This window comes from Gemmatimonas groenlandica (assembly GCF_013004105.1).
In the GTDB taxonomy this organism is placed as follows: Bacteria; Gemmatimonadota; Gemmatimonadetes; order Gemmatimonadales; family Gemmatimonadaceae; genus Gemmatimonas; species Gemmatimonas groenlandica.
In genome coordinates this window covers 3,969,368-3,985,758 of sequence record NZ_CP053085.1, presented here as the reverse complement: position 1 = coordinate 3,985,758, position 16,391 = coordinate 3,969,368, and the positions used below count along the sequence as shown (strand labels likewise).

General features: G+C 64.4%; 12 protein-coding genes. 4 read left to right on the top strand and 8 right to left on the bottom strand.

Annotation, left to right across the window (positions count from 1 at the left end):
* Window positions 1-125: 125 nt before the first annotated feature.
* The 6 genes from HKW67_RS16975 to HKW67_RS16950 form a co-directional block, all read right to left on the bottom strand.
* Complete coding sequence (locus HKW67_RS16975) at window positions 126-482, bottom strand: DoxX family protein (RefSeq protein WP_171227714.1); 357 nt, start codon at window positions 480-482, stop codon at window positions 126-128.
* Window positions 483-495: 13 nt separating this feature from the next.
* On the bottom strand, window positions 496-1,143 hold the full coding sequence (gene trhA, locus HKW67_RS16970; RefSeq protein WP_171226521.1) for a PAQR family membrane homeostasis protein TrhA: 648 nt from the start codon (window positions 1,141-1,143) through the stop codon (window positions 496-498).
* Window positions 1,144-1,207: 64 nt separating this feature from the next.
* Window positions 1,208-2,674, bottom strand: a complete 1,467-nt coding sequence (locus tag HKW67_RS16965) for an HD-GYP domain-containing protein (protein ID WP_171226520.1) — start codon at window positions 2,672-2,674, stop codon at window positions 1,208-1,210.
* On the bottom strand, window positions 2,671-4,377 hold the full coding sequence (locus HKW67_RS16960; RefSeq protein WP_171226519.1) for a HEAT repeat domain-containing protein: 1,707 nt from the start codon (window positions 4,375-4,377) through the stop codon (window positions 2,671-2,673). Before HKW67_RS16960 ends, HKW67_RS16965 begins: the two co-directional genes overlap by 4 nt.
* Window positions 4,378-4,435: 58 nt before the next feature.
* Window positions 4,436-5,689, bottom strand: coding sequence for a serine hydrolase domain-containing protein (locus HKW67_RS16955; RefSeq protein WP_171226518.1), 1,254 nt, complete (start codon window positions 5,687-5,689; stop codon window positions 4,436-4,438).
* Complete coding sequence (locus HKW67_RS16950; protein WP_171226517.1) at window positions 5,686-8,838, bottom strand: WD40/YVTN/BNR-like repeat-containing protein; 3,153 nt, start codon at window positions 8,836-8,838, stop codon at window positions 5,686-5,688. Before HKW67_RS16950 ends, HKW67_RS16955 begins: the two co-directional genes overlap by 4 nt.
* 68 nt (window positions 8,839-8,906) lie before the next feature.
* Between HKW67_RS16950 and HKW67_RS16945 the strand changes: the two genes are divergently transcribed.
* The gene (locus HKW67_RS16945) at window positions 8,907-10,175 is read left to right on the top strand and encodes a VanZ family protein (RefSeq protein WP_171226516.1); all 1,269 of its coding nucleotides are present in this window, start codon (window positions 8,907-8,909) and stop codon (window positions 10,173-10,175) included.
* Window positions 10,176-10,403: 228 nt separating this feature from the next.
* The gene (locus HKW67_RS16940) at window positions 10,404-11,024 is read left to right on the top strand and encodes a TlpA family protein disulfide reductase (RefSeq protein ID WP_171226515.1); all 621 of its coding nucleotides are present in this window, start codon (window positions 10,404-10,406) and stop codon (window positions 11,022-11,024) included.
* 41 nt (window positions 11,025-11,065) lie between these two features.
* On the opposite strand, the gene HKW67_RS16935 is transcribed toward HKW67_RS16940, so the two are convergent.
* Entirely contained in the window at window positions 11,066-12,928 is a 1,863-nt protein-coding gene (locus HKW67_RS16935) for an ABC transporter ATP-binding protein (protein ID WP_171226514.1), read from the bottom strand.
* A gap of 60 nt (window positions 12,929-12,988) precedes the next feature.
* Here HKW67_RS16935 and HKW67_RS16930 point away from each other — a divergent pair, with 60 nt between their 5' ends.
* Window positions 12,989-14,617, top strand: a complete 1,629-nt coding sequence (locus tag HKW67_RS16930) for an endonuclease/exonuclease/phosphatase family protein (protein ID WP_171226513.1) — start codon at window positions 12,989-12,991, stop codon at window positions 14,615-14,617.
* A 136-nt stretch (window positions 14,618-14,753) separates the two neighbouring features.
* Window positions 14,754-14,987 carry a hypothetical protein gene (locus HKW67_RS16925; protein ID WP_171226512.1) on the top strand — a complete coding sequence of 78 codons (234 nt, stop codon included), beginning with the start codon at window positions 14,754-14,756 and terminating at the stop codon, window positions 14,985-14,987.
* A 21-nt stretch (window positions 14,988-15,008) separates the two neighbouring features.
* On the opposite strand, the gene HKW67_RS16920 is transcribed toward HKW67_RS16925, so the two are convergent.
* Window positions 15,009-16,346: a hypothetical protein gene (locus HKW67_RS16920; protein WP_171226511.1), complete on the bottom strand. Its 1,338-nt coding sequence runs from the start codon at window positions 16,344-16,346 to the stop codon at window positions 15,009-15,011.
* Window positions 16,347-16,391 lie beyond the last annotated feature (45 nt).

Below are 16,391 nucleotides of genomic sequence, written 5' to 3'. Positions count from 1 at the left end.
AAAACAAACAGCAGGCCTAGCGCGGCATGCGGAGCGCGCGGCCCATACGGCACCAATTCGTGCGTGATCGGCGAAAATCCGCGGTCTGCAGTTTTTTAGCGATCACACAAAGCAGTACGTTGCACTCAGCGGCGGATCGCCACACGCCATACCCACCACATTAGCAGCGGCTGCAGCGGTAACCGCAGCCAGAGCCCGGCGATGTACCCGGCCGACGCATCGGCGGCGCGTGCTTGGTTCAGCATGTGAATGTTGGCCGGCAGCACCGCGGCGAGCAGCGCAATAAGCCCCCAGGCGGCCGCCACTCGCGTCGCGGGGATCAGCAAGCCGATGGCGCCTGCTATTTCGAATACGCCACTCACGTAGGTCGCGAGTCGCGCGTTGGGCACCCACGGTGGCACGATGCGGTCGAAGAACGCCGGCATAACAAAGTGCAGCATGCCGGCGACGAGGAAGAGCGCCGCCGGGCCGAGCACCGCCATGGGTAACACGCGGCTATCGCGCAGGAGCGGCGTACCAGAGCACCGCGAAATAGTGGCAGATGCTGCCACCCATCACGAACAGATGCCACACGGGATGCGTCCAGGCGCGGCGGCGGTCCACATAGAAGATCACACCGCCCGTATAGCACAGCCCACCGGCCACCAACAGCATCAATCCCGCGTGCTCCATGGAGGCCATCAGCGGTTTGATCGCGATGATGATCACCCAGCCCATCGCTACGTAGATCGCCGTGGACAGTTTGGCCATCGCGCCGCTGCCGAACACTACTTTGAACAGCACGCCGAGCGCGGCCAACGTCCACACGATACCGAACAACGTCCAGCCCCAGGTGCCGCGTAGTACGCCTAGTGTGAACGGGGTATACGTGCCGGCAATGAGCAAGTAGATCGCGGAGTGGTCGACTACGCGCAGCTTCTGCTTGAGGGTGGGATGCGGGATCGCGTGGTACAGCGTACTCGCCGAATAGAGGGCGATCAACGTGGCGCCGAACACGCTGGCGCCGATCACCGTCGCGCGTTCGCCGTGATTCATCGCGGCGAGGATCAGGATCGGCATCCCGATGAGACTGAGCACGAGACCAACGCCGTGCGTGACGGCGTTGGCGAATTCTTCACGGAGACTCACGACCCTGGTACCCATGTGTGATTCTAACACGATCAGGCTCCGTTCGGTCGATCTCTTTGCGCTTCGACCTGCACCAGACTCAGGTGAGGTAGTCGCTCACCTGAATCCCGAGGCGGTCGGCGTCCTCGGTTCGAACGATGGTGCGGAGATGCTGACCCGACGAATCCTTTTCTGTGAGATCGAGCACGGTTGCCTCGTACGAAGGGTTTCCACGCTCGTCGAACAGCAGCCGGATCTGTGGCCGTGAGGGCGGCTGACCCTCACGGCTCGCCGCGACAACGAGCGCGATCTCATGGCTGTCGAGCAGGACGACCGTTCCGATCGGATAGATCCCCATCAGTCCGGTAAAGGCCCGCACCAACACCGGGTCTAACCCAAGACGCGGGTTGTCGCGCATGCCGCGGATGACATCAGCCGGTGACCAGGGGTTCGGCTGATAGACACGCGTCGACGTCGCCGCGTCAAAGCCATCAACGATGGAGACGATCCGGCTGAAGAGCGAGAGCTCTCTCGAACGCACCGTGCGCGGGTACCCACTGCGATCGAGACGGAGATGATGCTCGTAGGCCACGGTCATCGACCTCCACGCGCGCGCCGTGGACCCGCTGAGCGCGAAGAGAGCGAGCACACCATGCCACGTATGCCCCTGTAACACCCTGAATTCATCCTCCGAGAGCTGACCGCGCTTGTTCAGAATCTCAATCGGAATGCGGGACTTGCCGATGTCGTGCAGCAGCGCCGCGAGGCCGAGGTCGAGCAACTGGAGCTTGGACAGCCCGATACGGCGACCCAGAGCGACCGCGAGAATGCAGACATTCACGCTGTGGACAAAGGTGTACTCGTCGAAATCGCGCAGTGTCGTCATCCCGATCAAAGACGTATCGTCGATCATGATTTGATCGACGATGCCCTGCACGGCGCGCTTTGCCTGACGGAGCGCGGGAGTACGGCCCATGCGGACATCCGTCATCAGCTGCCGTGTTGCCGACAGTGACTGCATGAAGGTCTGGCGCGTTCGCTCCTGAGACGACCCTTCCTCCAGATCGGCCAACTCGTCGACGGCCGGCTCGATCTTGAAGTCGGACACGTTCTCGCGCTCGAGTTGCGCGGTGATATGCGCTCGCCGTTCATCGCTTTGGAGTCCCGGCGTCGGTGCGAGTAGCGCCGAGATCAGCGTCACCCACGCGGCACCATCTGGCGCACTCAGCACGAGGATGCCACCGATGCCAGCGTGACGAAAGCGGCCCGCGACGTGCGAGATCGCGGCGTACGTGTCGAGTTGAATGCGCAGCCGGATGCCGCACACGAAGACGTAGTCGCCGACAGAGCGGATATCACACTGGCCGGTCGACGCGATGAGCGATACGACGGCACCGTCCAGTGCAACGAGGGCGGCCTTCACCATCGTGTTTTCCCGAGGATACAGTCTGATCGCCCGCAACGCGCGATGGAACGCCTGGAGCACGTTGCGCGCCTCGAGCTGCGTAACGGCGCTCTCCTGGACCATGGGTCTGGGCGGCGGCGTACGGCTTCCGGTCGAGGTCACGGCGTGCCTCGCATGGCTTGGCTGATGGCCCGACGTACCATTGGATCCGACGTATCAGCGGCACGCTGCAAACTGCGGGTGGCCCGTTCAGTACCGATCATCCCGAGTCCGTAGGCCGCACACATTCGCAGCTCGGGAGCCTCCTTGTAACCAAGCAGACCACGCCCGTTGAGCATCGCATCGAGGGGGGCGGTGGCATCGTCTCCACCGGCCGCCGCGAGGGCCTCGACAAAGGCACGCTTCTCACTCAGGTCGACTCGGCGAAGCGCCTTCGCATCAAGATCCCGAACGAGGCGTGGAAACGCTTGGCGATAGCGTGTTGCGGCGATCGCTTTCAATGCCGCGAGGCGCACGTCACGAAGCTCGTGCGCAATGGCACTTTGCAGCACGTCCATGGCCGTCGGCGACGCGATCGCGGCAAGCGCCGACGCCGCTCCGCTCCGCGTGGAGTCGGCGCCCTCCCGGAACAGCTTCGCCAAAGGCGCGACCAGTGCGGGACTGGCGACCTGCCGCGCGAAAAGGATGGCACCACGTACGACCGGCTCACGCGGATCCTCGAGGAGTCGCTGGAGGAGCGAGAGTCGGGCAGCGAGCTGCCGTGTGACGATACCCTCGACGGTCTGGCGCGACGAGTTCAACGGTGCATCAGCGAACCATGCCACGAGCGGGACCAGCGCGTCGTACCCCAAACCTTCGAGGAGGGGCTCGAGCGTTACGGGAGCCGCCGCGAAGGCGCCTCGCTCAACGGCGCTGATCAGTCCGTCGATCGCCGACGCGGCATTCAGTCGGGCAGCCAGTGCGGAGAGGGCGCGTCGTATCTCATCGGACCAATCGGCCCGGGCCAAGGCGGCCCGGGTATCGCGCAGAATGCAGGCAACGACCGGATACTCTTCGGCCGATAAGGCATTGAGCAGCAGACGATCGAGGATATCGCACACCTCGGCGCGCACCTCGTCATCCTCTTGTACCTCGACGATGTCGAACAGGCTGTCGAGGACCGTCGGCAACCCGTCGTTCGCATACTCGCGCCGGATGGCCGCCTGCAAGGCGATGGCCTCCTGTGGATCGAGAAAGTGGAGGGTCGACGCGTCGTCGTCGAGGTGAATGAGCCGTGGCGGCGGGCCATCGCCGAGTGGCGGCGACTCAATAAGTTGTACCGCCGAGGGCACCCCGGCATATCCGCCAGACGCGACCTCGCCAGGGTCACGCTCGACGTAAGCGGCGTCGAAATCCGTCAATAATTCGACGTTGCGAAACGTGAGCTTCTGGAAATCGGCCAGCCACAGCTGCGTGACCAAGTCATCATCGTCCGAGCTGGCATCACGCGCCTGCTGCAAGATATCGAGCAGCGTGTCGAGCTCCGCATCCTCGAAGCCCGGGTGGAGATCGAGGCGGCGGAGGCCATCGCGATACAACAGCCACGGCAGCGCTGCACTGGTTCGCTCGTCTTCGCGATAGACCTCGCGATCGCCGGCCAGGAGCGACTGCTCCGTAATCGTCAGCGACAGTTCACTCTCCTGCAACCAGAAAGCCCGAAACGCCTCACGGGCATCATCTCGAGCCTTCGGTCGCATCGCACTATTCGGGAGATACATCTGCGTCGCGCGATTCGCGCGCACGAACGTGCGGAGCACGCTGGCGATACTCTGCGTCAAGGATCGCAAACGCGCCTGCTCCGCATCTCCGTCTGAATCGGTCGGCATATCACTCCACACGATTGAATTCCCCCTTACAGCACATCACTACACTACGATACTGCGACTATTTCAGGGAGGACAAGAGCCGCTCCACGAACCCGTTTACCGACGCATTCGTGTCGATCCAACGGACCACCGCGACCACATCGTTCACCGGGTCGACGTAGATGATGTTATTCCCGGCGCCTACATGCACGAATGCCTGCGCCGGTGCGGCGGGCACGTACTTCCGGTCGGTATTCACGAACCAGTTCATGTAGCCGTACGTGGGCTGCGCCGGCGTGGGCGTGAGCGCTTTCGTCACCCACGCCTCGGAGAGCAGCTGCTTGCCGCCCCACACGCCCCGACGCTGCGTGAGCAGGCCAAAGCGCGCCAGGTCCCAGGCGTTGATCATCATGCCGCCGCCCCAGTGTCCGCCACCGCTTACCGACTGCACCAACTTGCCGTCGAGCACGATCCACGAGTTGTCGTAGCCGTACCAGCGCCACGTGTTCGACGCGCCGATCGGCTCCATGATTTTGTCACGAAGAATGTCCGGCAGTGGCTCGCGCCACACCTGCAACGCCGCCAGCGCCAGCACATTCACGCGCGTGTCGTTGTACTCGTAGGCCGTGCCCGGCTCCACGCGCGGGCGCGTGGTCCACGTGTTCACCTGCTGCGCCGGACGGTCAGCCCACTCCGGCTTGCCCCACAGCGTGCCTTCCCAGTCGCTCACCTGCCGCAGCAGGTGATCCCAGGTGAGGCGCTTGTTGTGCGGACTGTCGAACGGACGCAACCACTTCGCGTCACCCGGCCAGTCGGCGCCGAGTCCGGTGCCGTTGGGATACGCGCGCAAGATCGGCGGCATCACCTGCGACACCGTATCGTCCACGCTTCGAATGCGACCCGCATCGAACGCCAAGCCGACCACGGTGCTCAGGAAACTCTTGGTCACACTGTTAGTGATCTCGACCGCGTTGGGATCCCCCCACGTGGCTACCACGTAGCCTTTGCGCAGAATCACGCCCGTGGCGCCACCACGCGGCGCCAGCGGTCCGATCGCGGCCCCAAAGGGCTCGCGACCAAACGTCTGGTAGTGATTGAGCTCGAGATCGCGCGGCGTCTTGCTCTCCTTCTCGATGGCGTACGCAATCGCTTCGGCCAGCTTGACCGAATCCATCCCCATCGCCGAGGGCGAACGACGTTCCCACGCCCCCGCCGGCGGCACATACGGCGCCGCCACCACACCCTTCTTCTGCGCCAAAGCCGGTGTCGCCAACCCGACCGCCAGCGCCGTCACACTCAAAACCCGAAACCCAAAACCCAAAACTGCTTTCATGCAATCGGCCCCTTCTTCTTCGCCGCGCCGATCACACCCGGCACGTTGTACTTCTGCAGCAGTGCGTTGAAGGCGTTCACGTCCACCGTCTCCACCTGCTCCACTTCGGCCTTGAGCGTCTGCCACAGCTTCTCGAGCTCCACCAACCGATCCTTCACCGGCTGCGTGAGTTCGCTGTTGCCCTCGACCTGACCGAGGAGGAAGCCGAACTGGCCGTTGATGCCGTTGGCGTAGTTGATGATGTCCTGCCCGTTGCCGGCTTTCGTCGTCATCTTCGGATCGAGCGCGCCCAGCTTGCCGGTGAGCGTACGACCCGCCTTGGCGATGGTGTCCGGTGCGGACGTTTCCTTGGCGCGTGTCACGTAACCCTGCACTTGGCTTTTCAGGTCGCGCACGCGCAGCACAGCTTCGTGAATCTCGTTGATCCGGTTCGACAGCAGGTTCGCCACCGAGTCCCGCTCGGCCACCACACGCGCCGGCACGTCGAGCCGCGGATCCTGCTTCACTTCGAGCTTCTGCGACTGCACCGTGCTGCCCATCGTGAGACGCACCGTGTACGTGCCAGGCACCACGCGCGCGCCACCATCGCCCGGCGCGCCGAACAGCAGGACACCAGCCAGTCGCGCCGGAGCCGCACGACGCAGGTTCCAGTTGAACGAGTTGAGCCCTGGCTTCACGGTGAGCTTGTTCACACTATCGCCCTTGGTGGCGAAGGATCTCACTACGGCGTTCTTGGCGTCCACGAATTCAAGCAGCAGTGTGCTTGCCGTATCGGGCGCCGCGGCCAGGCGGAAGTTGATCACCGCACCATACGACGCGTTCTTGCCCGCGTTGCGAGGCGTGCCGAACCCACCGCCGCCAGCCAGCACCGCCGCGCGCGGTGCATACAGGTGCATCGCCGCCTTCTCGATCGCATCCGCGCGCTGACGCAGCACCGAGAGATCGTCGAGAATCCAGAACGCGCGACCTTCGGTGGCCGCGATCAAGTCGCCGTGCTTCACCTGCAAGTCCGTGACGGGGACGACGGGGAAATTGCCGCGGAACGGCAGCCACTGCGCGCCGGCGTCGTACGAAACATACACACCTGTTTCGGTGCCAGCGTACAGCAGTCCCTTCCGCTCCGTGTCTTCACGCACCACGCGCACCGGCTCGCCGTCGCGCAAGCCGTTCACGATGCGCGTGAACGTGGTACCGTAGTCCTTCGACACGAAGATGTGCGGCGTGGGATCACCCAAGCGATCCTTTCGGAACGACACATAGATCGTGCCGGCATCGTGCGGCGAGATCGCGATCTCGTTCACCAGTCCATCGCCCCACGAGGCCGGCGTGATGTTCGTCCACGTCTTGCCGCCGTCGCGCGTGCGCTGAATGAGGCCGTCGTCGGTGCCCACGTACATCGTGTTGGCATCGTGCGGAGACTCTTCGATCACGACGATCGTGGCGTACACTTCGCCGCCGGCACCTTCGTTCGTGATCGGACCACCGCCCCAACCCTGGCGCGTCTTGTCGTTGCGCGTGAGGTCGCCCGAGATCGGCGTCCAGCTCTGTCCGCGCGTCGTCGTCTTGAACAGCACATTGCCGCCGTGGTACACGACCTTGTCGTCGTGCATCGACACTTCGATCGGTGCCGTCCAGTTGAACCGATACTTCGTCTTGTCGGTGGGCTCGGTGAGATTCATCTCGGGCCACGGCATGATCGTGCGCGACAAACCGTTCGTCGCATCCATCTCGTCGATCAGTCCCTGATAGCAGCCGCCGTAGATGTAGCGCGGGTTCTTGGCGCTCACACCCATGTTGGCGCTCTCGCAGCCGGGGCCTTCATTCCACTCGCGAATGCCGATGCTTCCACCGTCACTCTGCGACTGAATGATCACCGAACTGTTGTCCTGCTGACCGCCGTACAGCTTGTACGGGAAGCCGTCGTCCACCGCCACGTGATAGAACTGCGACGTGGGCTGATTGTCCTGCGTGCTCCAGCTCTTGCCGCCGTCCAGCGAGATCGACGCGCCGCCATCGTTTGCGTTGATCAGATAGTTCGGATTGGTCGGATTGATCCACAACTGATGATTGTCACCGTGCGTGGCCGATACATTCGCGAAGGTGCGGCCGCCGTCGATCGACTTCATCACCGGCGCGTTCATCACCCACACCACATCGGCGTTCTTCGGGTCGGCCGTGACGTTCATGTAGTACCACGAGCGCGTCTGAATCAGACGGTCGCCCGACTGCTGGCGCCAGGTCTTGCCCGCATCGTCGCTACGGAATACACCACCGTTCTCCGCTTCCACAATCGCGTACACGCGATCGGGGTTGGCCGGCGATACTGACACACCGATCTTGCCCACCAGCTTCGGCAGTCCTTCCTGACTGCGCTTCCACGTGTCGCCGCCGTCCACCGACTTCCAGATACCGCTACCGGCACCACCGCTGCGCACCATCCACGGCGTGCGCTGGTGATCCCACATCGCCGCGTACAAAATGCGCGGGTTCGTGGCGTCCATCGACAGGTCGCTCGCACCGCTGAAGGCGTTCTCGCCCTTCAGCAGCTGCGTCCACGTCTTGCCGCCATCGGTCGTGCGATAGATGCCGCGGTCGCTCGTGCCCTTCCAGCGATCGCCCTGCACCGCGACGTACACCACGTCGGGATTGCTCGGGTGCACACGCACGGCCGAGATTTGCCGCGACGTGGCGAGTCCGATGTGCGTCCACGTACGCCCCTGATCGGTGCTCTTGTACATGCCGTCGCCGTACGTCGACGACTGGCCACGGATCGCGTGCTCACCCATGCCCACGTAGATCACGTTCTCGTCGCTCGGCGCCACGGCAATGGCCCCCACCGATCCCGTCTTGAAAAAACCGTCGGAGATGTTGCGCCAGTTGTTGCCGGCATCGTCGGTGCGCCACAGTCCGCCGCCCGTATAGCCCGCGAAGTACGTGAGTGGCTGCGACGGCAGGCCCACCGCCGCCACCGACCGGCCTCCCCGGAACGGACCGATATTGCGCCACGACAGGGCCGCAAACGTGGTCGAGTCGAGTGCCGGGAGGCCAGCCGCCGCGCGCGGGGCCTGGGCGCTCGCCACCGACGGACTGAGCGCGGTCTGGAAGAGGACGCCGCAGGCGAGCGGGGTCAGAAGAGCGGGGAAACGCATCGGAATACGCCTGGCAGGGGTGGAAGAGGGACCGTGAAAAGCTACCACCTGCCGATACTCCCCGGAGCATGCCTGCCACCCGCTTCCGATTCCGGCGCACCGCCGATTTCACCGCCCTCCGGCTCGGCCGGGCGGTCCTCGGCTATCTCGCGCTGGTCACGTCGATCATCACGATGGCGCCCTTTCGCTTTCAGTGGACGCCGGCGCACGGCCTGACCAACATCTGGAACTGGTCAGACCTCGTGATGAACGTGCTGATGTTCGTACCGTTCGGGTTCGTCTATCAGCTCACGCGCCCCCGCGGCGCCCCACCCGACTGGCCGCGCGTGGTCATTTTGGGGGCGGCGCTCAGTGGCACCATCGAGACGTTGCAGCTCTTCTCGCCCACGCGGTACACGTCGCTGCTGGACCTGGCCACCAACACCGCCGGCGCGGCGCTCGGGGCGTGGGCGTTCACCCGTCTGGCCCGTCATCTGGAAGACGACACCGCCGTGCAGTCGCTGGCCCTCGAGCTACCGCTCATGGGGTTGGTATATCAGCTGATCCCCCTCTGCTGGCTGATCGGACTGGGGAGCGAAGGCGGGGCGCGGCGGATCTTCGTGCTGCCGGTGGCCGCGTTCGCCGGGGCGATTCTCGGCACGGTGCACGCGGCGTATCTTGCGCCTTCGCGGAATCGGTCCGGTTATCAGGATCGACGTTGGCTGGTCGCGCTGGCGCTGGGTTGGGTGATCGTGGCGGTGGTGCCCGGTGCGCGCGGTGACATCGACCTGATCTGCGCCGGTGCCACGCTGACCGTCGGCATCGCGCTGCTGCGCAGTATCGCCACCACGCGCGACCTCGCCGCGAGCGCCCATCGTCGATTCGAGCTGCCCACCCTGCGATTGGTACTGCCGCTGTTTGCGGCGTATCTGGCGCTGTCGTCGCTCTGGCCACTCGACGCCGTCACGCCGACGTGGCACTGGATCATCGCCCTCGCGCCGGCGCAGGTAGAGCTCACGCAGCCGGTGGTGTATCGACTGCTCGAACACGTCGCCGCGTTTACTCTGGCGGGTTATGTGATCGCCGAGTTCCACGGACGCGACGCGCGCGGACTGCGTGAAGCCGCACCGCGCGTGGCCGTGTGGGCCGGCGGGATTTCACTGTTGCTGGAAGTGGCGCGGGGATGGTATCCCGACACCGGCGCCAGCGTGCTGCTGTGGATGTTCACCGTCGTCGCCGCGCTCTTCGGCGGCTGGCTGTATCTACTGCAGCGTGATCACGTGCGCGCACTCGTGGAGCGGCGCCGACTACTGGCATCGCTCGCGGCTGCCAAGGCAGGAGTCGCACGGGCGGCGTAGCGTGTGACTTGCAGGGAACTGATCACGCAGGGAGGCAGAGGGCGCAGAGCACGCAGAGTCGCGCACGAGCGGGTTTGCGCGGTTTGCATTTCTCAATCTTGATGTCGTTCTCCGCGTGCCCTGCGCTCTCTGCGCCTCAGCGTGATCGGTTCAAAGTTCAAGGGGTCAGAGTCGTTGAACGGCCGCCGTGAACGGCCGCCAGCGAACCGCTCGTGCTAAGTTCCCCCCATGGCGTTCCGCTCCTCCGATCTACCCCGCCTCAAGCGGCTGCTCGCCAGATTCCACTGGACCACGTGGTTCATGCTGGCCCTCGGCATCTGGGCCTTGCCGCGCCTGCTGCCGCATGTGGGCGCGCTCGTGAATGTCACCGCGCGCGACCGCAGCACGCCGGTGTTTACGGTGCGCACGCTGGCCGACTCCGTGATTGCGTCGCCGTCGCTGCGTGGGCGCGTCGTGCTGGTGAATGTGTGGGCGACGTGGTGCCTGCCGTGTCGAGCGGAAATGCCGCTGCTCGAGGCCACCTGGAACCGGCACAAGGCGGCCGGGCTCGTGGTGCTCGGGGCGTCGGTCGACAAAGGCGATCCGCAGTCGGTTCGTGATTTCATCAGCGAACGCGGGATCAGCTATCCGATCGCCATCGTCGGCCCCGATGTGATCGGCGAACTGGGCGGCGTGCGCGGATATCCTACGTCGATTCTCATCGGGCGCGACGGCCGCGTGCGACATCGCGTGATGGGGCCGATTGGACCGCTGACGCTGGAGCCGGCGATCAGAAGAGCGTTGGCGGAGAGACTCACGACCCCAAACTTCGACTCACAACTCAAGACTCACGTGAGTGGTGGGTTATGAGTGCAAGTTCCGGGTCGTGAGTTACAAGGCACGCTGCAACCCTACCGGTACCCCTGCGCCTGCAGCTCGAACAGCTCCGCATATCGCCCCTTCCGCGCCAGCAGCTCTTCGTGCGTGCCCATCGAATCCACTGTGCCTTCGTTCAGCACGAGAATGCGATCGGCCATACGCACGCTCGAGAAGCGATGCGAAATCAGCATGCTCGTGCGCCCCGCGCTCAACGCCTTGAAGCGCTGGAACACCTCGAACTCCGCGCGCGCGTCGAGCGCGGCGGTGGGTTCGTCGAGCACGAGCAACTGGGCGTCGCGCATGTACGCGCGGGCGATCGCCAGCTTCTGCCACTCGCCGCCTGACAATTCCACGCCGGTGGAGAATCGCTTGCCGATGGGCTGATCATACGTGGCCGGCAGCCGCGCGATCATCTCCGCCGCCAGGCTCTGCTCGGCCGACTGCACGATGCGTGCTTTGTCCTCGCGTTCATCGATCCGACCGACGGCGATATTCTCACCGGCCGTGAGACTGTAGCGTACGAAGTCCTGGAAGATCACGCCCACGTTCGCGCGCAGCGCATCGAGGTCGTACTCCCGCAGGTCGTGTCCGTCCAGCAGAATGCGTCCTTCGGTGGGCTCGTACAGGCGCGCCAACAGCTTCACGATCGTGGTCTTACCGGCACCGTTCTCACCCACCAACGCCAACGTTTCACCGGCGTGCAGCGTGAACGACAAATGGCGCACGGCCCATCGCTCGGTGCCGGGATACTGAAAGCCGACGTCCTGAAACTCGAAGCCGATGGCGATCGGCCTCGGCACATCGCGTGGATGCTCCGGTGAGTGAATGCGCGACGTGATCGTGAAGAACGAGAAGAGATCGTCGAGATACAGCGCCTGACTGGCCGTGCTCGAGAATCCCACCAGCAAGCTCGCCAGCAAATCACCGAGCCGACGGAACGAACCGGCCAGGAAGGTGAGATCGCCGATGCTGAACTGGCCGGTGAGCGTGCGCCACGCGATGTACCCGTACGCCGTGTAGTAACCGGCGGTACCGATCGCGGTGAGCAGTCCCATCGTGCCTTCGCGCTTGATCGCGAGGGCGCGATTAGCCCGGTACGTATCGAGCGAGATGTCGCGGAAGCGGTCGATCAGAAATCGGTTGAGCCCGAAAATCTTCACTTCCTTGGCCGTTTCCACGCTCGCACCGGTCTGTCGCAGATACTCCAGCAGCCGACGCTGCTGCGTGCGCGACCATTGCAGCGCGTACTCGAGCGCATTGAAGTGCGCCTCGCCCACAAACGCCGGCACCAACGCGACCAGCAGCAGCACGATCAGCCACGGCGCGTACACCACGAGCCCGGCCGCGAAGCTGATGATGGTGATCAGCGTCTGTACCTGACCGAACACCTGCCCCATCACACCGAGTCCCTGAAACGTCTGCGTGCGCGCCCGCTCCAGACGGTCCTGCACCTCGCTGTCCTCGAACTGTTCGAGATCGAGCGTAGCCGAATGCTCCATGAGGCGGATCGTGGTACTGATCGAGAACTTGATGCCGAGAATGCGATCCACAAGCGATCCGCCGCGCGAGAGCGCATCAGCGCCGATCGCCAGCGCGAACTCGAGCAGGATGAGCTGCATCGTGCGATCCAGCAGTCCGCTGGCCACCCAGGCGCTCCACGTGTCCGGATGCCCCGGCAGCGCTGCCGTGCGGATCACTTCGTCGATGATCAGCTTGCCTACATACAGCGTACTTACCGGCAGCAGCGAGCGGATGAGCCGGATGCCGATGGTGGCGATCGTGAGCGGCGCGCTGGTGCCCCACACCAGCAGGAACAGCGGCCCGACATGCCGGAGCGCGCCAAGCCGTTCGCGGAACGACTTGATTGGTGGTGGGGACTGTCTCGGTCGGGCCATCCCGTGAATTTGGGTGAGCGCCCCCGCGCCGGCCATCGTGACCAGTGGATAATTTCCCGTATGCGCTCATTCCTGTCGTACCCCGGCCGACGCCTGCTCGGGGTCGGTATGCTCGTTGCCTTCGCGGCGTGTCGCGCCGCATCCGGTCGACCGATCGCGACGGGCACCACCGTGTCCGCTCCCCGTTCGGCTATCTGGTTGGACGGCCACCTCGACGACTGGGCCGGCGTTCCGGTTTGGTCGCAAGCGGTGAACGCCTCGAATGCGAAGGGACCGTTGCAGAGCGCGTGGGCCACCGACGACGCGCAATGGTGGTACCTGTCGTTTGCAGTGCGTGACAGCGTGAGCCACTCTACGATGCCGGGCACGCTGCATCTGCTCATCGACGCCGACGACAACGCGCAAACCGGCGGCACGGTGTTCGACGCCGCAACGGGAATGGCTGGCGTCGACGTCTCGCTCGATTTCTCGCGCACCGACAAGCCACAGGGTAACGGTATCGGGGCCGGCGCGGCACTGCGCACGGTTTCCAGCACCACCCTCGGCGAGTACCGCAGTGCCTATGACCTGGGTGTGGCCGCACTCCCCACGTGGAGTGCGACACGCTTCGAGCTGCGCATTTCTCGCGACGGCGCGCCCGACGGCTTCGCACGTCTCGGGAAGGCGGTGCGTGCGCGACTGGTGTTCGAGGCATCGACAGGCGCGGTGACCGCGCTTCCAGCGACCCGCTATCAGTTCTCCTCGGCAGCCGCCCCACGCACGAACGCCAACCTTGTGTCGCAGATTCCGCGCAAGTCCGCTGGCGCCGTACGCGTCGTACAGTGGAACGTGTCCGAAGGATCGTTCCGCTCGCCGGCGAATCACGCCAAACTGTTGGCCGCCGTACAGCCCGATGTAATCATGCTCGACGAGGCGTATGCCGAAACGTCGGACTCCACGTTGAGCGAGTTCTTCGCGCGTCCGGAGTTGGCCGCGCTCGGGCGCTGGCGTTTCGTGTATTCGCGTAGTGGCGGCCGACAGCATACCGTGGTCGCCACGCGTGATCGCGATATCCGTCAGGCCGAGTCGATGGTGCGGGTGGAGTACCCCACCGGTGTGCTCGACAGCGTGCGCACGACGGCGCCGCCTGCCGCGCAGCATCTGTTCGATATCGAAGCGACGGCGCAGCTCTCGAGTACCGGCGCGTGGATCACCGTCGATGGCATTGAGACGCTGTTCGTGCCGCTCGACTTACAGAGCGGCGGATTCTTTCGCAGTCCACAAGACCAGCTGCGTGTGCTGCAGAGTCGTGCCATTCGCGCTCATCTGCAGCGCGAACTCGCCTCGCGTGCACCGCGCGCCGCGTTGGTGATTGCCGGCGACTTCAACGCCATCGGATCGTTCGAATCGATTCAGACGTTGCAGCGGGGGCTCGATGTCGACGGGTCGGACCTTGCGATAAGCGACTCATGGCGGCTCGGCGAACGCACGCTAGTGACGTGGACCGACCCGAAAGTTGGTCAGTTTCTCCCCGGGCGTCTCGATCTCACGCTGTTCTCCGACGCGGCGTTCGAGCGCACGGGTGGCTTTGCGTTGTCGAGTGTCGATCTCACGTCCGCGTACGCCACGTCACTCGGCCTGACACAGGAGACATCCGCGCGCACCGCGGACCACCTGATCATGGTGACCGACCTACGGCGCAAGCGGTAGACTCCGCCTCCGGGGCATATCCCTCACGACGACCCGTTATCTTTCACCACGCGCGGGACGGGCCCGTGCGGAATCACGATGAGCGGATGAGGCGGGTATGTCGCGGGCGTTTCTACGAGATGATGCGGAAGGCGAAATGCCCCGCCGCAATTACCACCTGCCTGAGCGCACGGACGCAGGCTACGATCGCGCCTGCGCGCGGGCGCTGCTGGAAGCCGCGCGGGTGAACGAAACGCAGTTGGCCGAGCGCGCCACCGGCTACTACTGGGGTGAACCGCTGCTCAAGCCGTACGTCGAAGAGCTGCGCGTGGAAGCCGAGCAGCAGGGCGACGACCGGCTCGAACAATTGGCTCGACGCTTTCTGGCGTAGTGCGCCGGCCAGCGCTCCGAGTTAGCTGCGCAGCGAGGCGGGCATGTTGTCGGAGCCGAATCCGACCATGCCCGTCTTTCCTTTCCGCTCCATCATTTCTTTGAGCTTCTTGCTGTTCACCTCGAGCACGCCGTGGTGACGGTAGAGCTCGGGAATCCAGAAGCGATGCTCCGTGACCAGGCGCTGCGCCTGCACCTTGAGCGGCACCAAGTGACGGGTCACGGCGTTCTCCACCTGACTTTGCCAGCCCTTCGCACCGAACTGGTTGTCGAAGATGGAATTGACGATCACACTCGTAGGCGCGCAGCAAAGCAGATAGGCACCCACGATCGGGCACGCTTCGAACACCGACACGTCGACCTGTCCTTTCATTTTCGCATTGGCCGCGTTCCGCTCCAGCACATCGCGTACGATGATGCGTACGATGTTCAGCAGCTTGGTCACGCTCGCCGCGAGTCCGATGGCGACGTTCGTGGCGGTGCCGCCGTCCGCTAGCACGCCGGCCAGCTTACCGCCGAACTCCGCAAGCCCGATGCCCATACCGGTCACTTCGAGATTGCGCTCCCGCTCCAGAATGAGGTGAATCTGCCGGAGCGCCACCGACGGCTCGGCTCGCGCCAGACTGCCCTCGATGTGGTACTCCGCCCATTGCGCCCTCCACTGTCCGCGCAGCGCCTTCACGCCACTCAGCACCACGCCGCCGCCGGTTGTAATCAGTCCCACCCACGGCGTGACCGACGCCGCGAGGTCTTTCATGAACGTCGGCATGAGCTTCGTGACTTCAAACGTCACGTCCGCCAGGATCTCCGGCGGGACCACCGTGCGGTAGATCTCCTCCGCCATCGACGGGCCCCCTGAAGATCCCAACACCGCGGTCTTGATCGTGGACGGCGCGTTGCGGATTGCACCGTTGCTGAGGGTGTTCGCCCCATAGAGCGCACCACCGACCCCCAGCGTGACGCCGATCTTCTGCTGGCCAAGCTTCGCCTTGAACTCCGATCGCCACTGCAGCTGCTTGCCGGCGAAGAGGTCATGCACGATGGCTCTGGACTCATCACGCACGTGTGACAAACCCACCATCTCGGCGCCACTCAACTTCACGCCGCCCGTGCCCATCAGCTGATGGTGCAGGATCTCCACACCCTGCTTCTTGTTCCGCTCACTCGACTTCCAAGCTGCCCCCTTCGACTGAATCCACTTGAGCAGCGCCGCCGTGACGGCCGCCTTGTTCGCATCCGTCGGCTTGCCGTCATACTTCGCGAGTGCGGTATCGACGGCTTTCAGCTGGCTGCTGCGAACGGATGTGTAGCCGCCGTGGGTGAGACTCATCCACTGCTTGTGCGACATGATGTCGCTCATGAGGATTCGGACTGGAGAAAGGGGGCGAGAGCCGGATACCTGCAT